The sequence below is a fragment of the Paracoccus sp. pheM1 genome (assembly GCF_018499825.1).
Classification (GTDB): Bacteria; Pseudomonadota; Alphaproteobacteria; order Rhodobacterales; family Rhodobacteraceae; genus Paracoccus; species Paracoccus versutus.
In genome coordinates this window covers 752665-773076 of the sequence record NZ_JAGXCX010000003.1, presented here as the reverse complement: position 1 = coordinate 773076, position 20412 = coordinate 752665, and the positions used below count along the sequence as shown (strand labels likewise).

Here is a 20412-nt window from a genome sequence, read left to right as displayed (position 1 = left end):
CGACGGAGCTGCGCCATGCCGGGAACCCTGCCCATGAGAACCGCCTCGACGATGATGCTGGTGCGCGAAGCGTCGGCGGTCGAGGTGCTGATGGTCAAGCGCAACCATGCCATCGACCATTTCTCGGGCGCGATGGTCTTTCCCGGCGGCAAGGTCGAGCCCTCGGACGCGGATCCGGCCTGGGCCGGGCAGGTCCAGGGCTGGGACGACATCCCCGAGGCCGAGCGCAGCCCCCGCATCAGTGCCATCCGGGAAACCTTCGAGGAATGCGGCATCTTGCCCGCCGTCCACGGCTATGCGGCGGACCCTGGGGGCACCATGGCCTTGCGCAGCGCCATGGACCGGGGCGAGGCCAGCTTCCTGGCCTATCTGCAGGCCCAGGGGCTGCAGCCCGACCTGCGGGCGCTGACGCTGTTTGCGCGCTGGCGCACCCCGCCCGTCGTCCCGAAGCGGTTCGACACCTATTTCTACCTGGTCGAGGCCCCTGCCGAGCAGGTGGCGCAGGCCGACGGGCGCGAGACGGTCTCGGCCGAGTGGATCGCCGCGGGCACGGCGCTGGATCTGGCGGCGCGGGGCGAGCGGACGATCGTCTTTCCGACCCGCATGAACCTGTCGCTGCTGGCCCGGAGCGCCAGCCTCGCCGACGCGGTCAGGGCGGCGGCGCTGCGCCCGGCGCGGGTGGTCGAGCCGATGGTCGAACTGCAGGGCGGCCAGCGCTTCCTGCGCCTGCAGGACGCGGACGGCTATGGCCCGGTGCTGGAGCCGCTGCGCTTCTGATCCGGCGCTCCACGGCCGCACGCGCAAGCGGCGGGGCTCATGCGCCGCTTTTCGCTGTCCCTGCGACGGGAGCTGAGTTCGCAGTAGGCAAATCAAGTTCGCATGTGTATGATGAGCTGCGGATTGGGACGGGGTTCCCGGTTGATCCGGAGATCGCCAGGAGGAGGGCTTCCTCACCCGCCGCAAGATCGGTGCGTCGCGGGCGTGGCGAGGATCGCGCAAGGGCAATCCCGCATCGCACGCCCGTCAATCTTTCCGCGCCGGCCTTGGCAGATCGGGACAGGGAGGCAAGCCGCGGATCGAAGGGGCAGACGCGGCCCCGGCCTGCGCGGTGCAGGGGGGAGGAAGCAGATGAATTTCAGCATATCCATGGTCGCGACGGGATTGGCCGTCGGGGACGGCGCCGCCGATCCGCCGCGCCCCCGCCATGACCTGTCCAACGCACCGCCGCCCTTCGGTTGCCACGTCGTAACGACCCGGCTGATGCAGGACTTGTGCCGCCGCGCATTGGCCGATGACTGCAAGCTTGCCGCCATCGAGACGATCGTCGCCCCGCAAGGCTGGGGCAAGACGATAGCGGTCGCCCGGCTTTACCAGCAATGGGCCAGGGACGGGCGCCGGGCCGGGATCTGGCTAGGACTGAAGGATCACGCCCCGAATGGCGATGGGCTGCTGATGCATCTGGCCCGGCAGTCGGCGGCTTTCGTGCCTTGCCCGGATGAACGTCCCGACGCCCCCGCAGCGCGGCTGATGGGGATCAGGGGCACCCTTGCCCAGGTTCTGCAGCGGGTTCCGAAGCCCTTCCTGATCTGCATCGACAATATCGATTATTGCACGGCCACCCTGAAGCCGGGCCTGCTGGACGATCTGTTCGCGCTGGCACCTGCCGGGGTCCACTTCGTCCTGACGGCCAATCACCGGCTAGCCTTCGACCGCACCGGCATTCGCCTGCAAGGCAACCTGCGGGAACATGATGCCCGCGACCTTGCCTTTGTTGCAGACGAGGCGCAGGCCCTGCTGTCGGGAGGCGGCAAAACCTTCGACGCCGAAGCTCTGCGCATGCTGCTGGGCAAGACAGAAGGCTGGGTCGCGGGCCTGCGGCTTTGCGCGATCCTGCTGGACAAGACGGGAACCGATCCCGTGCTGATCGAAAAGCTGTCGGACGACATCCCCGACCTGCGGGACTGGTTCGACCATCACGTTCTCAGCGCGGTACCCGAGGAACTGCTGGAGTTTCTGCATTACGCCTCCCTGTTCCCCGCCTTCTCGGCGGAACAACTGACCGCGGTCGCCGGTATCGCCGATGCATGGCGGCATCTGCGCACGCTGATCGGCAGCGGCATGTTCATCCACCCGCTGTCCGCTCTGAGCGCCAAATACCGCTTTCACAGCCTGTTTCGCGACCGGCTTCGCGCCGACGCCCTGCGCTGCATTCCGGCGGCACGCCTGCAGGAATGCTACCGTCGCATGGCCGGCTGGGCGCTGAAAGAAAGCGAATGGGAAGAGGCCCTTGATGCCGCCCTGCTGAGCCAGGACGAGGCCTTGATCGTGCAGACACTGGATTGCGTCGCCCCGCGCATCGTGCGTGACCTGGGAAAGATGCAGGTCTTTGTCGAGAGCGTGGAACAGTTGCTGTCCCGGAAGATGCCGCTAGGGTTCGAGGCCAGATACTGGTATGTTTATGCACTGACCTATCACCTGCGCCTTGTTTCCGCTGACAACCAGCGCCGGCGCCTGATCCGGCTTCTGTCCGAGGCAGGAGGAGGCGAGGATGCCTATCACCGTTATCGGCTGGAGCATCTGCATATCGCGCTGGCCTTTCTGGCTGACGACATGCAGGCGGCGGGCAAGCATGCGACGAACTGGTTGACCTCGGACGCGGAACGCGAACCCTTCGATCTGGGCTGGGTGCTGTCGATCCTATCGGTGCATCACTTGACCGCCTATCGCTTCGCCGAGGCGCGCGCTTGCCTGCGGCAGGCCGCGCCGATCGTGCGCGAGGTCGGCTCGCCCTACCTGGCGGGGTGGTGCGACCTGATTCTGGCTACGGTCTCGCTTTATGAAGGCAATTTGCCCCGTGCCTGCAAAATCATCGAGGACACGCTGGCCCGGACCGAGGCGAGCCTTGGCCGGGATTCCGACATCTGCGACACGATCTGCGCCATCGGTTCGAAATGTGCCTTCGAGATGGGCGATCACGACCGTGCCCAAGAAATGTTGTCGCGCGGCCTGCGCAGCATGGATCGGCACGGCACTGTCGGGTCCAGCGCCTGCGCCGTCGAAACCGCCCTGGCCTTCTGGAACGGCGACGAAAGCGATCCGGTCTTTCAGCGCCTGTCGATGACCATCGGCAATTACGCGCCCCGGCTGGCGGTCATGTTCCGGTGCCACATCGTCCGCCGCCTGGTGCAGCTTGGGCAGATCGACCGGGCTGAGGCATGGATAAACGAGATCGACCTGGATGTACGCCAGGGACGTCTGCGCACCAGCCCCACAGAGATTCTGCCGCGCTTTCGCGATCTTCTGGTGATGACGTCGATCGAGTTCCTGCACGCCTCCGGCGAACACTCCGCTGCTCTGGCAATGATCGGGCCCGAGTTGCGCGAGGCGCGCCGCGGAGGGCGGGTTCTGCGCGCGGTCAGGCTGGAACTGATCCAGATGTCGATCTTCTTCAGCCAAGGCAGGCTGGCCGATGCCAGCCGCCAGCTTGGATCCGCGCTTAGGCAAGCCCAGGACCGCGACATGCTCCAGGCATTTCAGCGTCACCGCACGGTCATCGGGCCGCTGTTGCAGCAAATACCGCTGCGTATGGAACTTTACCCCCGCCGGGAAGGACGGGCGTTCATTACCCGCGTTCTGGCCGCGCTGGACTTGAACGATGGGCTGGCGGCCCCTTTCCTCGCAGAAGAGAACGCCCCAAGCGAGGCCCTTACCACGCGCGAGCAGGAATTGATGGAGCTGGTCGGCAGCGGCATGAGCAATGCAGACATCGCTGAACATCTGGGTGTCAGTGGCAACACCATAAAATGGCACCTGAAGAACGTGTTCCGCAAGCTCGGCGCTGCGAACCGAACCTCTGCCGTGCTGCGTTATTCAGCGCGCGCCGCCAGTTTCCCGTGAATGCCATCCACGCGGCCAGCGGGAACCTGCGGTCGTCCCATTCCATCGTGCGGAGGGCACCCTCGAACGCCCGAGATCCCCTGGTAGCGGACGGCCTGACCCCGTTCCAAAAGACGCTCTCGACAGCGGGAAACCCCAGGGGGCAGTCACATCGCCCGAATCATGTAAGTAATACTCATATTCTTGAAATGGTGAGGCCAACAGACCTTGAGGTTCCCCCTTGTCGCTTAGCGGCAAGAAGATCCTGGGCCGCATTCTGAGAGGATCTAATATTTTCATTATATAATATATACTTATTAGAGGACATAAAGTGGTTTTCGCGCCCCTTCATTCACCGCCGAGACCTTGCCGAAACCCGTGAACACCTCTAGCAAGATTGACATTCAACAGAAGTAAGTTATACTTACCATTGTTGCGACGTTGCCGGGAGGATGAATGGAATGAAGTCCTGCGTGATGGGGATAGACTTCGGCTCTACGACCGCCAAAACGGTGATCCTCGACCTTCAGGGGCGGATGCTGTCCTCGCATGTGGCCCATATGGGGGCGGTCAGCGGCGAGGGGGTGGCGGCCGCCATCGCAGGTGCGCTCGACTCGGCCGGGCTGGCGCAGGCTGACATCGGCCGCACCGTTGCCACCGGCTATGGCCGCCGGATGCTGGACATTGCCGACAAGAACTATACCGAGATCACCTGCCACGCCCGCGGCGCCGTCGCCATGGTGCCCGATGTCCGGGTGGTCATCGACATCGGCGGCCAGGACAGCAAGGTGATTGCGGTCGATCCCCAAGGGCTTGTCATGCAGTTCACCATGAACGACCGATGCGCGGCCGGCACCGGGAAGTTCTTCGAGGTTCTGGCGCGGGCCATGCAGATCGAACTGGAAGACATCGGTGATCTTGCGTTGCAGGCAAAGCAGTCCCTGAAGATTTCCAGCATGTGCGCGACCTTCGCCGAGACCGAGGTCATATCCCTGCTGGCCGAGGGACAATCCAAGGCGGATATTCTGGGCGGGGTCCACGCCGCGGTTGCCACGCGGACGGTGGGCTTGGTTGGACGCGTGGGTCGCAAAGGCCCGATCGCGATGACCGGCGGCGTCGCGCGCAACAAGGCTGCGGTGCATTATATCGAGCAAGCCCTGGGTGAAAAACTGATCCTTCCCGAAACGCCGCAGATCGCCGGCGCGCTTGGGGCCGCGCTGATTGGCCTGGACGATTATCGCAGCGAGCATCGGCATGAGCTTGCGACACCAGATGACGATGCCTTGGAAGCGCAGATGGCCCTGGACAAGGCCTGCGTTCCCGGTTGCAAGGGCGTCCCGCAACTGGCGATCCGCTCTGGCGCCCGGCTCGATAACGCTGCCGCGCTGTGGAAGCGCATTCAGTCGCATCTCTGACCATGGAAAACTTTCCGGCATTGCGATTGATCTTGAGGATGGGCCGCTGGTGGGCGCTGTGCTGCGGCGTGCTGTTTTCGGCTGCCGCCGTGGCGGTGCTATACCCGTTGATCGGCTTTTTCGTGATCGTGCCTGCGATTTTCGCGCTCGGCTTCGGATACTACCTGGGAAAAAGCTATGTCGAATTGGTTACGATCATAGTGACCACCGTCAATTGACGGCGGGGACGTGCAGATCGTTTCCGCCGCAGATGCCGATGGTTGCGGCAAGGGGGATGGCCCCTTGCATCAGAATACCTTCATCCGCATGCCGCCGTCGACGTGGATGGTCTGGCCGACGGCATAGGAAAACTCGCCCGACGCCATCGCGGCGACCGCCTTTCCGATTTCGGCGAGATCCCCCCAGCGTCCCGCCGGCACGAAGCCTTCGGCGACAAGCCTGTCGTATTTCTCGCGGCTGGTGGATGTCATGGTCGTCTGCATCATGCCCGGACGAATTTCGTAACAGTCGATATGCTCGGAGGCGAGGCGCGCCGCGAAATGCTGGACCATATGCGCAAGACCCGCCTTGGCGATCGAATATTCGGCAAGCACCTTGCCGATGACGTGATCCACGGCCACTGTCGTGATCGTCACGATGGTCCGGCGGCGCGCCGATGGCGCAGCCAGCATGTTGCGCGCCACGGCCTGCGTCAGAAAGAACTGCGCCCGCAGGTTTACGCCAAGGCAGCGATCAAAGCTTTCGGGGCTGACATCCAGCAGATCGCCCCGCGACAGCACCGAAACGCCCGCATTGTTCACCAGCACATCGAGCCGACCCATCCGCGCAGCCACATCGGCGACATAAGCGGGCAATTGCCCTACCTGCGCGATGTCCTGCGGCATAATCTCGATCCGGCGGCCCGAAGCGCGCAAGTCTTCGGCCAGCGCCAGAAGCCCTTCCGTTGCCTCCAGATCGTTCAGCACCAGGTCGTGGCCACGATCGGAAAGGGCATGGGCAATAGCCGTGCCCAGCCCCCCGCCCGCGCCCGTGACCAAAGCAACAGAGGGCTCCATGGGCCTAGCCAACCGCCGAGTTGCGGACCGGACGTACCCAAACGGCCTCGGCCAGTTCGCCCGCCTGGATCATGTCAGCCAGCACGTTCTTCTGGATCTTGCCGGTCGGGGTCATGGGATAGCTCTGGACAAAGAACCATTTTTCCGGCGTTTTCTGCGGCGACAGATTCTTGCGGCAATAGGCATAAAGGTCTTCCGCCGCCGGGCAATCGTCGACGGACCTGGGCAGGACGACGGCAGCCACGATTTCGCCCCAGGTTTCATCAGGCAAGCCTAGGACGGCCACCTGCGAAACCTTGGGATGGTCGAACAGAACCTCTTCGATCTCCTTGGGATAAAGGTTCATGCCGCCCCGGATCATCATCTCCTTGAGGCGCCCGGCGATCCGGAGATAGCCGTTTTCGTCCATCGTGCAGAGGTCGCCGGTCCTGAGCCACCCATCCTTGGTCAGGGCCGCTGCCGTCGCCTCGGGCTGCCCGTAATATCCCCTCATGGTGCCGAAGCCGCGCATCCACAGCTCTCCGACCGTGCCGACAGGAACCGTTTCCAGCGTCTCGAGGTCGACGATCTTGACCTCGACATGCGGGACCGGACGGCCGATGGTCTCGGACTGGAGTTCGACCGGATCGGTCGTCAGCGTCTCGATGAACGGGCCGTTGCTTTCCGTCTGGCCGAACATGATGGCGAAATCGACGCCGAATTCCTCTTTTGCGCGATGGACCAGCGCCGCCGGAACCGCCGCTGCCCCCGACAGGATCGAGCGGAAGCTGCTGACGTCGCGCGTCTTCATGTCCGGGTGATTCAGCAAGGCCAGGATCATGGTCGGCACGATCAGCGAACAGTTCACCCGCTCGGCCTCGATCAGTTCCAGGAAAAGGCCGGGGTCGAACTGCTGCATCAGCACGAAGGTGCCGTGGCGGCTGAACGTGCCGATGGCGGAAACGATGCCGCCGCCGATGTGGAACATCGGCATCGAGTTGATCCAGACCCCGCCCACGGGAAAATCGGCGCGCTCGACGATCAGCCGGGCCGAATTGATGACGCCGCGGTGATGCAGGCAAGCCCCCTTCGGAAAGCCGGTGGTTCCCGAGGTATACTGGATCTGCATCATGTCGCCGGGGTGCAGCCGGGGCAGGTCCCGGTCGGGACTGCCTTCGGATTTCAGCTGGTCCAGATTGGCAATGCAGATGGCGTGAACCAGATGCGGAATCTTGGTCTGCACCGCTTCGATCATCGGGCGCAATTCCTTGCCGCGCGAGGTTTCCGCGAAGACGATGCCCTTCGCCTCGGCATTGCGCAGGATGAACTCCAGTTCGCGTTCGGTATAGGCGGGATTGATCGGAACGATGATCAGCCCGGCCATGCAGATAGCGTGCTGAAAGATCACCCATTCGGGCGTCTCGGGGGCGATGATGGCCACCTTGTCGCCTGGACCAAAGCGTTCAAGCAGCCCGCGCGCTGCCGCGGTCGCCTCGTCGACCAGCTGCCGGTATGTCCATCGCCGCCGGCTGGCCGGGTCCGCGATCCCTTCGACCAGCGCGATGCGGTCGGGATGCTCCTTGGCATTCCATTGCATCAATTCGGGCACGGACATGTCCCACAGCGGCTCTCCCGGCTCGGCCGGAAAATAGGACATGGTGAACTTCTGGGTTTGGGTCATTTCCGGTTTCCTCCCTTGCATCCCGCCGACTCCTCAACCGGCATCGGAATGCTTGCGTATCGTTGCTGTCATCGCAGGCAGGACGGCGCGTGACCGACCTGCCCAAGGCCTATGCCGCCGAGATCCCGCCATTGCAGCTGATCGCCTGCCCCGTGATCTTGGCGGCCTGCGGGCTGGCCAGAAACACGATCAGGGCCGCCATGTCGGCGGGGCTGACCACGCCCAGTTGCGCCATCTTGATCGCCTTGCCGAACAACTTGCTGGAGAACTCGGCCGACATGACCTGCTGGTAGGTCGCCGTTCCCTCGATGATCGAGGGCGTCACGATATTGACGCGAATGCCGTGGCGCTTGGCCTCGATGGCCATGGTGCGGCTGAACATGATGATCCCGGCCATGGCCGCGCCGATCACCGCCTCGCCTGGCGTGGTCAGCTTGCCTGCATCCGATGCGATGTTGATGATCGCGCCGCCGTTCTTGGACATCCAGGGCAGGACGATCCGGCTTGTCAGCAGGGGCGCCATCATCTGCTTGACGACGATGTCCTGCAATTGCTCGACCGGAATGTCGTGAAGCAGCGTCGGCCCATAGGGACCGACGGTCGAGTTGACGAGGATGTCGACGGAACCGAAGGCCGCCTGGGCGGCCTCGCAAACCGCGACGGCATCCTCGGCCTTGTTGCAATCACCCTGCAGGAACTCGACATGAACCTCGGGCTTGCGGGCCAGGATCGCAGCCCGCGCGGCCTGGCCGCGCTCGGCATTGCGCCCGACGACCGCGATACGGCGCACTCCTGCCTCGGCCAGCTGACAGGCCGTTTCCAGCCCCACCCCCGAGGTGCCGCCGGTTATCAGCGCGCTGGCCTTGTCAAAAGAGATCGGCGTGCGCCTGATCGCATCGTTCATGTCCTGTCTCCTCCCAGAATCGCCCCATACGATTGTTTCTAACATTACCGTATGCAAGCATATTTTATTGCGATAAAAAAACCCGCCCGGTTGCCAGGACGGGTCCGATGCAATCAGGCGGCCCGGGCCTTTGCATCCATTGCTTCGACCATGGCCTCCAGCCGGACATTCAGCAGTTCGTCCTTGTAGAAGGATTCGTCGGCCACGTCGCCCTCGAAGAACAGCGCCTGGCGGCCGTGGCGCTTGGCACTGTCGGCAATCAGGAACTGCGAATTGGTCATGCCGCGGCAGGTCCGCGCGGCGTGCATCACCATGCCGTCGATCTTGAACTTGTCGCAAATCTTCTCGATCTCGCCGATCATGATCGGAGCGCCATGGTTGTTGGGGCAAATCAGATAGTTCTGCGCCATGCCCAGCACAGGATCGCGAAGGTCGATCAGTTCCGGCTCCTGCCAGAAGGACATATGCGTATAACGTCCGGCAACGACGCAGGCATTGACGGCGGCAAACTTGTCGGCCAGCCAGCCGACCTTGTTCCAGTTCATCATCCCATCAAAGAACAGCCGGTATTTTTCGTCCTTCACGGCACCTTCGCCGCGGGCGATCCGCTCCTTGCATTCGGCTAGGACGCCCTCGAAATAGGTCACGATGTTCTGGTCGCCGGGCAGGAAGTTGACCGGGGCGATGGACACGATCCAGTCGAAGAATGAGGCCGGCGACGGCTGGGCCGTGCAAAGATCCATCGCCTCGAGCCGCAGTTGCGCCGCCTTCTTGATATAGCCCATCACTTCGGACAGGCGGTCGAAGTCGAACTTGCGGCCGGTATGCTCTTCCATGAACCGCGTCATGGCGACCAGTTGGTCGGCCACATAGCGGGAGCGCTCGTTCCATTCCTCGCCGCGCAGATAGCCGGCATCGGGGCGCCCGCCCCACAGAAGCGGGATCGAGATCGTCATCATCGGAACCTTCTTGCCGAAGAGCCGATAGGTGATGTCATCCCATTGCTGCCCGGACGAGCAATAGGGGTAGGCATTGATGATCATGTCCGGGGGCGGAAGCTTCAGCAGCGTCTCGATGCGCGGGTCGTCCGGGGCCATGCTCGAGGTGCCGGATTTCACCTTGTCCAGTTCGATCAGAAGTTGGCCGATATGGGTCCGCGCATAGGAACAAAGTTCGCGGTCATAGCCCTTCTGATCGCCACGCGCCTGCGCCGTGACCTCGCGGTGCTTGGCCGACAGCATCGCCGACCAGGCCTCGCCGTGAACCCACGCCACGTCATGGGCATGGAAGAAGGGCGGAATATAGGTGCCGTTGTACCAGACCACCTTCTTGCCCTGCTCTTTTGCGGCAAAAAGGTTCTCCCAGTAGTCGTTGACCAGCTTTCCACCGAAGCGCGTGGCCTTCAGGCGGTTTGCCCGCTCGCCGTTGCCGAAGACCGGGCTGGCCTTTGGGCGTTCCTGCGTTTCTGCAACCATCTTCTATCCTCCGGTTCATCTGGCCGCGTCATGCGGCCATTCTGCGCTTCGCTATTTCGATGAAGGTTTCGACGCGCGTCTTCAGCGCCTCCATGGGCATTTCCTCGTGCTCGGTCTCGACCAGAAGATGGGGAATGCCGTGGCGGTCGAACGCATCCTTGATCTCGGGGTAGAAATACATGTGGGGTTCGCAGAACTTGGCCATCAGCACGATCAGCCCCTGCGCCCCCGACGCCCCCACGCTGCGAAGCAGATAATCCTCCCAGTCCAGCCCCTTGACCGCACGGGTCGGACAGGGAACCTTGGTCGACCGCAGCAGATACCAATCCGCCAGCGCCTCGACCGGATCGCCGGTTTCGGCGACGTCCCAGAACACGAAGCGGAACCCGTGATAGAGGTCGTCGTCGACCACCACGCCGCCGCATTCCTCGATCAGGTCCAGCACGGGCAGCTTTGGCGCATGGCAAAGATGCCCCGAAAGAAAGACCCGCACCGCATCCGCGGGCGGCCCGCGCCGCTCGAGCCCGGCGACCAGCTTCTCCAGCAGCCTGGTGTGCTGCGCGCGGTCCATAACCATCGAGGACTTCACGATGTCCTGCATCTGCCGGCCGGTCAGCGCGATCCTGCCCGCCCGCCGCAAATCATAAAGCTCGCGGATCAGCGCACGATTGCGGTTGAAGAGGCGGACCGACGCCTGCACCTGCGCGGCAGGGATCGGCTGGCCGATCAGCGCCTCGAGTTCCTTCCACAATTGCGAAAAGGTGCGGGTCGTTTCGGATTTTGCCCAATCCGCGTCGAGGATCGAGCAGAGCTGGTTGAACAGGATCGGCATCCTGGGCAGGCTGGCACGGATCACGTCGGCCGTGCCCAGCAACTGCACGCAATGATCGCCGAACAGGATCGCGTCCAGAACCTCGAACTCGCCCCGCAGCGCCTGGTCGATGATCGAACGGTTGTAGCCGCAGTAAAAGTTGAACACCTGCGCCTGGCCGACCGTGACCGGCTCATCGTCCTCTTGCAGGATCACCGGCAGGGCACCGGCCGCATGCGCCAGCTCGCCGGGAAAATGCATGGGGAACAGGCCGATCACCCGGCCCTGCGTCTCGTTCTTCCACTGACGCGCATAACCCAGGGGATCGGCCGCTACGGCAGCCATAGTTGCCAGGATCTCGTCCATCGCTTCCTCCTCCTCGCACCCGCCGCATGGTCCGGCCTGGTCGCGATTCGCATGCTTGAGTGTAACTTACCAAAGACAGATCGAACAATAAAAATTAGAAAGCAAGATTACTATTGCCAATTATTCCTTGTTTGACCTAGATTCATCCAAGGAATCAAGCAAACGGATCGGGCGAAGATGTGCTTCCTGTCATAAGTTGGTAAGTATCTATTACCATGGTTGGACCGACAGGTTGCGGCCAGCCCGCCCGGCTCGGCAGGACCGGATCGCGGGGGTCGAAGGAATGGTTTTCGCGGGTCGCCGCAGAGTTCGGCGACAGGGAAGCGAGGACAGCGGCGGGCCGAAGCTGATTGGCAGGCACTTCGTCCAGACGGACAGCATGACAGCAAATGAAGCCTCGGTCGCCCAGGGATCGAGCGCGACGAGGAGGAATATCGTTGGACTTTTCCTATACTGAGGACCAGGCGAGTATCGCCTCAGCCTTGGAAGGTTTTGTCGCCAATGCCTTGCTTTCCGGCTACATGGCTCGGGACCGGGGGGGCGCGTTTCCCGAAGACGCCTGGCGGCAGATGGGCGAGATGGGCCTGTTCGGCTTGCGGATCCCCAAGGAATATGACGGCCAGGAACTTGACTGCGTTACCGCCGGCATCGCCATCGAGGCGGTCGCCCGTGGCGACTTCAACCTGTGCTACGGCATTCTGAACAGCGCCTTCGTCGGCGATCTGATGGCGCGCAACGCAAGCAAGCCCTTGTGCCGGGAATGGCTGCCGCGGCTGGCGGCGGGAGACGCGCGCATCAGCGTCTGCCTGACCGAGCCGCATTGCGGCTCGGATGCCGCCGCCATCCGCACCCGCGCCGAGCGTGACGGGGACCACTTCATCCTGAACGGCGAAAAAGCCTCGGTGACGCTGGTGATGGCAGCCCATGCGGGAATCGTCTTCGCGCGGACCGACCCCGATGCCGGGGCCCGCGGCGTGTCGGCCTTTCTCGTTCCCTTCGACGCCCCCGGCGTGGCCCGCCACCCCTATGCCGACATGGGATCGAAATGCATCCTGCGCGGCTCGTTGTTCCTGAACGATGTCCGCGTTCCCGAAGCGAACCTGATCGGCACGTTGAACGGCGCCTTTGGTTCGGCAATGCAGACGTTTGAATACACCCGCGCTCTGATCGGCCTGATGTGCGTCGGCGCCGCAGCGCAGACCCTTGACGAAACCATCGGCTATACCCGCGACCGCAAGGCCTTCGGGCAGCCGCTCTCGCGCAACCAGGGCGTGGCCTTTCCTGTCGCCGAAGCCTGGTCGCGGCTTCAGATGGCCCGCTGGCACTGTTTGCGCACGCTGTGGCTGCGGGACCAGAACCAGCCTCACAATGCCGAGGCGGCGGTCTGCAAGGGCCTTGTCCCCGATATTTGCGTGGACGTCATCCGCGACTGCCTCGTGCTGCACGGGCACTATGGCTATACGCAGGATCTGCCCCTCGAACAGCGGCTGCGGGATGTCTGCGGACAGCTGATCGCGGACGGCACGCCGCAAATCCAGAAAATCATCATCGCCCGGCAACTTTACGGGCGGGAATTCGTCTGACCGCCATCCGGCGCGACGACCCGAGGAGGAGGCTGGCGGACGCGAACCGCACAGAATTGCGACGCGCCCGCCAGGATAACTGAATCGTCACTGGGAGGTTGACGGACAATGACATACAGAAAAGCGATGAAATCCTGCGCGATGGCGATCGGCGCGGTTGCCATGGCAACGGCGGCCCTGGCAGAGGACGGACCGATCAAGGTCGGGGTCATCCTGCCCATGTCGGGCGGCGGCGCCTATGTCGGCGACGGCATCTATGCGGGGGTGGATCTGGCCGTAAAGCAGGTCAATGAAGCCGGCGGGGTTCTGGGGCGTCCGCTTCAGGTCCTGCTGCGCGACGAACAGCTTCGCCCGGACGTGTCCACCGCCGCCATGCGCGAACTGATCACGCTCGAGGGTGTCCAGCATTTCATCGGTCCGGCGACATCGGCGACATCGCTGGCGAACTCGCAGATCGCCCGTGAAGAAAAGGTCGTGAACATCTCGCCCTCGGCCAAGACCGAGGCGCTGACGGCCGGCGACAATCTCCACAACTTCATCTTCCAGCTTGCGCCGACCACCGATGTGGACGGCGTTCGCACGGTCGAGGTCCTGCGCGGCATGGGCACGGAAAGCATCTGCTTTACCGGCTTCGATTATGCCTATACGCATGACTGGTTCGCCGCCATCCGTGCGAATATGGGCGACATTCGCGAAGCGGGCGAGTTCCTGGTGCCCATGAACGCGACCGACTACAGCGCGACGATCACGCAATTGCTGTCGTCGGACTGCGACACGATCATCGGCACCCAATACGGCGGCAGCTTCATCGCCTTCGTCAAGCAGGCCACGCCATTCGGCCTGTTCGAGACCAAGAAGGTGCTGTGGGGCTCGAACACGGGCGATCACGCCGTGGCGGCCGCCCTTGGCGCCGAACTGCCCAATGGCCTGTGGGCCTCGGCGGCCGACGTCTGGTATTACGAGGGGCTGGAATCCCACGCAGCCTATCAGGAGGCGCTTTCCGCCTATCAGGGCCGCAAGGAAACCGACATGTGGCCGATCACCGGCTACAATGCCGTCAAGTTCCTGGCCGCCGCCATCGAAACCGCGGGAACGACCGAGCCCACGGCCGTGGCGGCCGCGCTGGACGGGCTGACCATCGACACCCCGCTGGGCGAAATCACCATCGACCCCAAAACGAACCGCGCCAATTCGCCAGAATTCTACGGCCGGTTCGAACGCGGGGAAGGGTCCGGCATATCGCGCATGACCGACCTTCGCCTGGTGAAGTAAGCCGGTCGCTGCGATTCTCGCGCGCCTCTTGCGGGCGCGCGCCCCTTTCCCAGCAACGCCGGCCATCATGCGCAAAGCGCGCTGAACGGCCGCAAGGTGCCGCCGCATGTTCACGAACCCTACCATCCTGTTCATACAGGTCATGAACTCTTTTTCCCTGGCGATGAATCTCTTCATCATCGCCGCCGGCCTGACCCTGATTTTCGGTGTCCTGCGCATCGTCAATTTCGCCCATGGCGCTTTCTACATGGTCGGCGCCTATGTCGCGCTGTCGATCCTGCGCGTGACGGGCGACACCAACCTCGGCTTTCTGCTGGGGGTGCTGGGCGCCGGCGTCGTGATGGGCGCAATCGCCTTTGTCGTCGAGCGGGGGCTGCTATCACGCCTCTATGACAAAGAGCATATGTTGCAGCTTCTGTTCACCTTCGCGCTGGTCCTGGTCATCAAGGACGTGGTCAAGATCATCTGGGGGTCCGGCCAGTACAGCATCGGCGCGCCGCCGTTTCTGCGCGGAGCCCTCAACCTGGGGATCTCTTACTACCCAAAATACGCCCTTTTCCTGTGTGTCATGGGGCCGGTCATCGCGATTGCGATCTGGTTCTTCATGGAGCGCACGCGCTGGGGCCGCATCCTGCGGGCCGCGCGGGAAGACCGGGTGATGCTCAACGCGCTGGGGACCGACGTGAAACTGGTCTATTCCGGCGTGTTCGTCACAGGTGCGGCACTGGCGGCGGTGGGTGGCGCGCTGGCCGCGCCGCGTTCGGCGGTCGATCCTGGCATGGATGCGCTCGTCATCATCGACGCCTTCATCATCGTCATCATCGGGGGCCTGGGCAGCCTGCTGGGCAGCTTCGTCGGAGCGCTGATCCTGGGATTCCTGACCGTCATGGGTTCGATCTACCTGGGGGAATGGGTCATCGTCGCCTCTTACGTGATGATGGTGGTCATCCTGCTGGTGCGTCCATGGGGACTTTTCGGCAAGGCTGATGAGGAGCGCCATTGATGACCAACCGTCCGCAACTCGTTTTCCTTGCCTGCCTGTTCCTGGTCCTTGTGGCCGTGCCCTTCCTGGGGTCGCGCTACCTGACCGAGCTGGCGGTCCAGGTAATGATCTTCAGCCTGCTGGCTCTCAGCCTGAACATCCTGGTCGGACATGTCGGGCTGGTCTCCTTCGGCCATGCCGCATTCTTTGCGATCGGGGGCTATGCCACGGCCTTCTTCCTGACCCGGTGGCAGTTGCCGCTGGGCGCCGCGATGCCGCTGGCCATTCTTCTGGCGACGGCCTTCGCCCTGGTGATCGGGATGCTTTGCGTCAGGCTCAAGGCGATCTATTTCGCGATGCTGACGCTGGCCTTCTCGATGCTGGTGTGGGGCATCATCATCAAGTGGAAACCCGTCACCGGCGGCGACGACGGTTTCGTGGGCATCGCCCTGCCCCGGTTCCTGGCATCGCCGCAGAGCTTCTACTGGTTCACGCTGGCGGTAGTCGCCGCCTCGACGGTGCTGATGTGGCTACTGAGCAAATCCACCATGGGCCGGACCTTCGTCGCCATCCGCGAGAACGAGACGCGCGCCAGCTTCCTGGGCGTCAATGTCCGGCAGATGCAACTGATCGCCTTTGTCCTGGCCGCGCTTTTCGCCGCCGTCGCCGGCAGCCTGATGGCGATGTATCTGCGCGGCATGTATCCGCAATCGGCCTTCTGGACCCAGTCCGGCCATATCGTGATCAGCGTCCTGCTTGGCGGCGTCCACAGTTTCGTCGGACCGATTCTGGGTGCCTCGCTGCTGTATCTGCTGGAGGTCACGATTCACCAATATACGCAATACTGGCCGCTGGTGATGGGGCTGATCCTTCTGGTCGTCGTCCTGGTTCTGCCCGACGGGCTTATCGGACTGTTCCGCAAACTCTATGCGCGCCTTGGACGCAAGTGACATGGCATTTCTTGAAATCACCAATGCGACCAAGAAATTCGGCGGCTTCGTCGCGATCAACGATGTCTCGTTCTCGGTCGAGCGCGGGGCACGCTACGCGATCATAGGTCCGAACGGCGCCGGCAAGACCACGCTGTTCAACCTGATCTCGGGGCTGATCCTGCCCACCACGGGCAGCGTCATGCTGGACGGCAAGCGCCTGTCCCGGATGAAGCCGCATGAGATCGTGCGGATCGGCATGGCGCGGTCTTTTCAGAAGGTGAACGTCTTTCCCAGGAAAACGGCCTTCGAGAACGTGCAGGTCGCCCTGATCGCCAATCGCAAGCTGCAGTTCAACCCGTTTCGCGGCGCCGCCGGCCTGTTCAGGGACGAGGTGATGCAGCTGCTCGAGCAGGTAAAGCTGTCCGCGGATTGCGACCGGCGCGCGGGCGAGTTGGCCCATGGCAAGCAAAAGCAGCTCGAACTGGCAGTGGCGCTGGCGGCGGACCCGAAAGTCCTGCTGCTGGACGAACCCACGGCCGGCATGTCCATCGCCGAGACCCTGTCCAGCATCAGCCTGATCCGCGACATCGTGCAGGAACGCGGCATCACGCTGCTGTTCACCGAACATGACATGAATGTCGTGTTCGAGATCGCCAGCACGATCTCCGTCCTGCATCACGGCGAGATCATCGCAACGGGCCTGCCGCACGAGGTCCGTGCCAATGACGATGTCCAGCGCATCTATCTGGGGAGGGAATGACATGAGCCTTCTGCAAGTCGAGGCAATCAACGTGTCCTATGGCCTCAGCAAGGTTCTGCACGACGTTTCCCTCAGCGTCGACAAGGGCGAGCTTGTCGCGCTCGTGGGGCGCAACGGCGTCGGCAAATCGACCACGATGCGGGCCATCATGGGGATCACCCCGCCCTCCTCGGGCGGGATCGTCTGGAAGGGCGGACAGATCGCCAGAAGACCGTCCCATCTGAACGCCCGCGACGGGCTGGGCTATGTCCCCGAGGAACGGCGCATCTTCGGCTCGCTGACCGTATGGGAAAACCTCGACGTGGCCCGGCTGCCGCCGCGCGCGGGCTTCGAGCCATGGGACGAAGAGCGGGTATTTGCACTTTTCCCGGATCTCGAACGGTTCCGGGATCGGCCGGGCGGGCTGCTCAGCGGCGGGCAGCAGCAGATGCTGACCATCGCGCGCACGCTGATGGGCAATCCCGAACTGGTGCTGCTGGACGAGCCGTCGGAAGGGGTCGCCCCGCTGATCGTCGCCCAGATCGGCGAGAAGATCCGCGAATTGCGCGATTCCGGCGTTTCGATCATCATGGCCGAACAGAACCTCGATTTCGTTCTGGATCTCAGCGACCGCTGCTATGTCTTAGAAAAAGGATCCGTCGTCTATCACGGAACCGCAGCGGAACTGCGCGAGAACGAAGAAGTTCAGAACCGTTATCTGCACATCTGACGAAATGTGGCAACCCCCCGAAACGGAACCACCCCGCAACCATGGCATTCACATAAGTCATCATCTTCCTCCTTCGATGCCAGGGATACGCCACGGCCTGCGGGGTGGTATCCCCTGACCTACGGCGCGGGTTTCCACCGGATGCTGGGACCGGCTCATGGGGGCGGCGAAGCAACTGGTTCCTGATCGAATTTCGCTGTCTGAAATACCATCTCAATCCGACTGGTGTCTGCCATGGCAGGGTCATGGCAGACACTTTGCGATTATCGGAACCCCCTGCACGCAAGGACATCCAGGGTATCATAGTTCAATCATGTCGACAGTGCCGCTTGTTGTCGAATTCTTGATCCGGTGCGGCGCATGGTCAAAGGACAAAGCGAATTATTGAACACTTAGCGCATATGACACTCTGCCACTTCAACGGCCGGATCGGAAATCAAGCCGTTGTCCAATCGCGTGGCATATTCACGATCCGGTCGATAGCTGAGGTCGGGTTGGAATTGCAACGCAATATCGAATCCGGCAATGTCGACACAGATATGTGCAGGCGAGAGGCGGAAAAACTATTCCTCGGAGGGCTCCGGCCGCACATGGCGCAGTTCGTCGGCAAGCTGTCGCGTCAACTGCTCGAGCCGCTCGACCAGTTCGCTGGTGGGCGGCCTTGGTGTCCTTATCCCGTCCAGAATCATGTCGGTGATGCCGCGCGCCGTCAGTTCAACCGAAAATTCCTCGTCCTCACCGCGCAAAAAGGCCCATGTCGAATGTTCGATCGCCCCGAAAATCATGTCGCGGACAAGCTTGCGGTTCAAATCTGCGCGGATAGCCCCCTGCTCGATACCAAGCTCGATCACATCCACGACGGATTTTGCAAAACGGCGGCTTTGCTGATAGGTCGGCAAGTTGCGGTAATTCGGATCAGCGCGCAACTCCATCAGCACGAACCGGGTCAGCGCCGGTTCCCGCTTGATCGACATCAGCGAGCTCCAGATCACTTGGAACAATTGATCGCGCAGCGGCAGATCGGAAGCCGGAACGGGAGCTTCACTTAGAAACTCCTCGAACCAATCCTCCGCAACACGCTCCATCAGCTCGCGCTTGCTCTTGAAATATTTATAGACCATCCCCTCGGATACGCCGCTGCGTTGCGCGACTTCCAAAGGCAGGAAATTCTCGAATCCTTTTTCACGAATCACGGCTCGCGCGTTTCTGAGAATGAGCGTAGTCCTGTCATGCCTTGAAAGACGTCGCGGGATGGATCTGGATGATGTCTTGGTGCTCAATGAACGTATCCTCGCGTAGATCTTTGCAGAGAACCACGGGATTCGACGAAAGTCCAGCGCCCACAGCTGAAACCTGTTTCTCTTTCCAGCCTGAAGAAAAATATGTGATTGCATGGCCATATCCTTGCAACGGACCTTAGCCTGGGGAACCAACACCTGATCCGATTGATTGGCACAGCACCCACAGTGACAACAAGCCAACGCTTTCGGCCCACAAGATCTCCTTATGTCGCACCTGCTTGACATACCCGCGGCCAAATCGTGTTGACGAAAGAGATTCCGCTCTGCGGCGTCTTGTGATTGAAGATCATCTCTACCCAGGAGAGGATCTTTGCGCGCAACCTTATTTCGGACGTCGAATGGATATTTCTTGAGGGCTTCATCCAGGCGGTCCAGCATCCGAACGGCAGCAAGCCTAAAAATCATCGTCTTGTTCTGAATGGCGCTTTTTGGATCGAGCGAACAGGAGCGCCGTCGCGGGATTTCCCGGAGAAGTTCGGCAATTGGCCGTCGATCTGCCGCCAGTTCCGTGGTTGGACCATTGCGGGACTTTGGGAGGACATTCTGGACGCCTTGAACCATGCGGAATCGCGCCGGACAAACTCCAGATCGTCGGCAGAACAGGAAGCCGAACCCACCATCATGCGGCGGGCGAAAAAGGGGGACTCCGAAAGAAGCTCTTGGCCGTTCGAGAGGTCGGTTTTCAACCAAGATCCATCTCCGTGTCAACGGCGCCGACCTCCCGATGAGAACCGAGATCAGTCGCGCAAGATCCGGGCATACTGGCGCGTCGACAGATGCTCACTGCGGTGAAGTCGGCTCGGCCACAGATACTCGAGCCCGAGCATCTTCGGATCGGCTATCCAGCGCTCTAGGGATTGCCGTGTTGTTTCAGTGATCTCGAAGCGAACGGGCTTGCCCGTCTTGCTCTGGGTGACCGACGTACGCTCCTTTAGCCTCCCTGCCGCGAAGACATCGCGCACCTTCAGGCAAACTAGGTCGCAACCACGGAGTTTGCTGTCGATGGCCAGATTGAACAGCGCAAGATCGCGCCGGTTGTCCGCCATCTCGAGGCGGACACGGATGGACCAGATGTGCTTCGGCAGCAGTGGGCGCTTCTGGCCGATGATGCGACCCTTGTTCCACGCTGGGTGCTCAGGCCGAAGTGCAGGCAGAAAATCGACGGACATGGCGATACCTCCTGCCCCTGGTCCACCCTGACTTCGGTTGACCCGACAGGCATCATGGTACCACGGCAACCTGGATCGTTTTGTGCAGTTTCGCGGGCGGAAAGCTTATCGGACCGATGGAGCATGCTTGCGCGATCACATG

Annotated in this window: 16 protein-coding genes and 2 pseudogenes; 11 read left to right on the top strand and 7 right to left on the bottom strand. The window is 62.3% G+C overall.

Annotation, left to right across the window (positions count from 1 at the left end; genetic code table 11):
• Positions 1 to 33: 33 nt before the first annotated feature.
• The 4 genes from KF941_RS26475 to KF941_RS26460 all read left to right on the top strand — a co-directional run bounded on the left by KF941_RS26475 (position 34) and on the right by KF941_RS26460 (position 5509).
• The gene (locus tag KF941_RS26475; RefSeq protein WP_214275057.1) at positions 34 to 777 is read left to right on the top strand and encodes an NUDIX domain-containing protein; all 744 of its coding nucleotides are present in this window, start codon (positions 34 to 36) and stop codon (positions 775 to 777) included.
• Positions 778 to 1128: 351 nt separating this feature from the next.
• Complete coding sequence (locus KF941_RS26470; RefSeq protein WP_214275056.1) at positions 1129 to 3897, top strand: LuxR C-terminal-related transcriptional regulator; 2769 nt, start codon at positions 1129 to 1131, stop codon at positions 3895 to 3897.
• A gap of 440 nt (positions 3898 to 4337) precedes the next feature.
• Positions 4338 to 5291: an acyl-CoA dehydratase activase gene (locus KF941_RS26465; protein ID WP_214275055.1), complete on the top strand. Its 954-nt coding sequence runs from the start codon at positions 4338 to 4340 to the stop codon at positions 5289 to 5291.
• Between the two features lie 2 nt (positions 5292 to 5293).
• On the top strand, positions 5294 to 5509 hold the full coding sequence (locus tag KF941_RS26460; RefSeq protein ID WP_214275054.1) for a hypothetical protein: 216 nt from the start codon (positions 5294 to 5296) through the stop codon (positions 5507 to 5509).
• Between the two features lie 69 nt (positions 5510 to 5578).
• Here the strand turns inward: KF941_RS26460 and KF941_RS26455 are convergent, their stop codons facing one another.
• The 5 genes from KF941_RS26455 to KF941_RS26435 all read right to left on the bottom strand — a co-directional run bounded on the left by KF941_RS26455 (position 5579) and on the right by KF941_RS26435 (position 11562).
• Positions 5579 to 6346 carry a 3-ketoacyl-ACP reductase gene (locus KF941_RS26455; protein ID WP_214275053.1) on the bottom strand — a complete coding sequence of 256 codons (768 nt, stop codon included), beginning with the start codon at positions 6344 to 6346 and terminating at the stop codon, positions 5579 to 5581.
• Positions 6347 to 6350: 4 nt separating this feature from the next.
• Positions 6351 to 8006 carry an AMP-binding protein gene (locus KF941_RS26450; protein ID WP_214275052.1) on the bottom strand — a complete coding sequence of 552 codons (1656 nt, stop codon included), beginning with the start codon at positions 8004 to 8006 and terminating at the stop codon, positions 6351 to 6353.
• A 109-nt stretch (positions 8007 to 8115) separates the two neighbouring features.
• Complete coding sequence (locus KF941_RS26445) at positions 8116 to 8910, bottom strand: SDR family oxidoreductase (RefSeq protein WP_214275051.1); 795 nt, start codon at positions 8908 to 8910, stop codon at positions 8116 to 8118.
• A gap of 113 nt (positions 8911 to 9023) precedes the next feature.
• Positions 9024 to 10385 carry a 2-hydroxyacyl-CoA dehydratase family protein gene (locus tag KF941_RS26440; protein ID WP_214275050.1) on the bottom strand — a complete coding sequence of 454 codons (1362 nt, stop codon included), beginning with the start codon at positions 10383 to 10385 and terminating at the stop codon, positions 9024 to 9026.
• A gap of 28 nt (positions 10386 to 10413) precedes the next feature.
• The gene (locus KF941_RS26435; protein ID WP_214275049.1) at positions 10414 to 11562 is read right to left on the bottom strand and encodes a 2-hydroxyacyl-CoA dehydratase family protein; all 1149 of its coding nucleotides are present in this window, start codon (positions 11560 to 11562) and stop codon (positions 10414 to 10416) included.
• Between the two features lie 437 nt (positions 11563 to 11999).
• Between KF941_RS26435 and KF941_RS26430 the strand changes: the two genes are divergently transcribed.
• The 6 genes from KF941_RS26430 to KF941_RS26405 all read left to right on the top strand — a co-directional run bounded on the left by KF941_RS26430 (position 12000) and on the right by KF941_RS26405 (position 17800).
• Positions 12000 to 13145, top strand: a complete 1146-nt coding sequence (locus KF941_RS26430) for an acyl-CoA dehydrogenase family protein (protein ID WP_214275048.1) — start codon at positions 12000 to 12002, stop codon at positions 13143 to 13145.
• A gap of 108 nt (positions 13146 to 13253) precedes the next feature.
• Positions 13254 to 14417, top strand: a complete 1164-nt coding sequence (locus KF941_RS26425) for an ABC transporter substrate-binding protein (RefSeq protein WP_214275047.1) — start codon at positions 13254 to 13256, stop codon at positions 14415 to 14417.
• A gap of 106 nt (positions 14418 to 14523) precedes the next feature.
• Entirely contained in the window at positions 14524 to 15420 is an 897-nt protein-coding gene (locus tag KF941_RS26420) for a branched-chain amino acid ABC transporter permease (protein ID WP_214275046.1), read from the top strand.
• Positions 15420 to 16349, top strand: a complete 930-nt coding sequence (locus KF941_RS26415) for a branched-chain amino acid ABC transporter permease (protein WP_214275045.1) — start codon at positions 15420 to 15422, stop codon at positions 16347 to 16349. Before KF941_RS26420 ends, KF941_RS26415 begins: the two co-directional genes overlap by 1 nt.
• A 1-nt stretch (position 16350) precedes the next feature.
• Positions 16351 to 17091 carry an ABC transporter ATP-binding protein gene (locus tag KF941_RS26410; RefSeq protein ID WP_214275044.1) on the top strand — a complete coding sequence of 247 codons (741 nt, stop codon included), beginning with the start codon at positions 16351 to 16353 and terminating at the stop codon, positions 17089 to 17091.
• Between the two features lies 1 nt (position 17092).
• Entirely contained in the window at positions 17093 to 17800 is a 708-nt protein-coding gene (locus tag KF941_RS26405) for an ABC transporter ATP-binding protein (protein WP_214275043.1), read from the top strand.
• A gap of 563 nt (positions 17801 to 18363) precedes the next feature.
• On the opposite strand, the gene KF941_RS26400 is transcribed toward KF941_RS26405, so the two are convergent.
• Positions 18364 to 19194: a TetR/AcrR family transcriptional regulator gene (locus KF941_RS26400; protein WP_240540636.1), complete on the bottom strand. Its 831-nt coding sequence runs from the start codon at positions 19192 to 19194 to the stop codon at positions 18364 to 18366.
• Positions 19195 to 19407: 213 nt separating this feature from the next.
• Here KF941_RS26400 and KF941_RS26395 point away from each other — a divergent pair.
• Positions 19408 to 19867 (top strand): annotated as a pseudogene (locus KF941_RS26395) (IS5 family transposase); the annotation flags it as partial.
• Here KF941_RS26395 and KF941_RS26390 read toward each other — a convergent pair.
• Positions 19842 to 20270: pseudogene (locus KF941_RS26390) on the bottom strand (integrase); the annotation flags it as partial. The pseudogenes KF941_RS26395 and KF941_RS26390 overlap by 26 nt on opposite strands.
• Positions 20271 to 20412: the final 142 nt, after the last annotated feature.

Excerpts from the sequence above, each read along its gene's own strand:
- KF941_RS26475 (WP_214275057.1), top strand. The coding sequence starts at position 34 with ATGAGAACCGCCTCGACGATGATGCTGGTGCGCGAAGCGTCGGCGGTC.
- KF941_RS26470 (WP_214275056.1), top strand. The coding sequence starts at position 1,129 with ATGAATTTCAGCATATCCATGGTCGCGACGGGATTGGCCGTCGGGGAC.
- KF941_RS26465 (WP_214275055.1), top strand. The coding sequence starts at position 4,338 with ATGAAGTCCTGCGTGATGGGGATAGACTTCGGCTCTACGACCGCCAAA.
- KF941_RS26460 (WP_214275054.1), top strand. The coding sequence starts at position 5,294 with ATGGAAAACTTTCCGGCATTGCGATTGATCTTGAGGATGGGCCGCTGG.
- KF941_RS26455 (WP_214275053.1), bottom strand. The coding sequence starts at position 6,346 with ATGGAGCCCTCTGTTGCTTTGGTCACGGGCGCGGGCGGGGGGCTGGGC.
- KF941_RS26450 (WP_214275052.1), bottom strand. The coding sequence starts at position 8,006 with ATGACCCAAACCCAGAAGTTCACCATGTCCTATTTTCCGGCCGAGCCG.
- KF941_RS26445 (WP_214275051.1), bottom strand. The coding sequence starts at position 8,910 with ATGAACGATGCGATCAGGCGCACGCCGATCTCTTTTGACAAGGCCAGC.
- KF941_RS26440 (WP_214275050.1), bottom strand. The coding sequence starts at position 10,385 with ATGGTTGCAGAAACGCAGGAACGCCCAAAGGCCAGCCCGGTCTTCGGC.
- KF941_RS26435 (WP_214275049.1), bottom strand. The coding sequence starts at position 11,562 with ATGGACGAGATCCTGGCAACTATGGCTGCCGTAGCGGCCGATCCCCTG.
- KF941_RS26425 (WP_214275047.1), top strand. The coding sequence starts at position 13,254 with ATGACATACAGAAAAGCGATGAAATCCTGCGCGATGGCGATCGGCGCG.
- KF941_RS26420 (WP_214275046.1), top strand. The coding sequence starts at position 14,524 with ATGTTCACGAACCCTACCATCCTGTTCATACAGGTCATGAACTCTTTT.
- KF941_RS26415 (WP_214275045.1), top strand. The coding sequence starts at position 15,420 with ATGACCAACCGTCCGCAACTCGTTTTCCTTGCCTGCCTGTTCCTGGTC.
- KF941_RS26410 (WP_214275044.1), top strand. The coding sequence starts at position 16,351 with ATGGCATTTCTTGAAATCACCAATGCGACCAAGAAATTCGGCGGCTTC.
- KF941_RS26405 (WP_214275043.1), top strand. The coding sequence starts at position 17,093 with ATGAGCCTTCTGCAAGTCGAGGCAATCAACGTGTCCTATGGCCTCAGC.
- KF941_RS26400 (WP_240540636.1), bottom strand. The coding sequence starts at position 19,194 with ATGCAATCACATATTTTTCTTCAGGCTGGAAAGAGAAACAGGTTTCAG.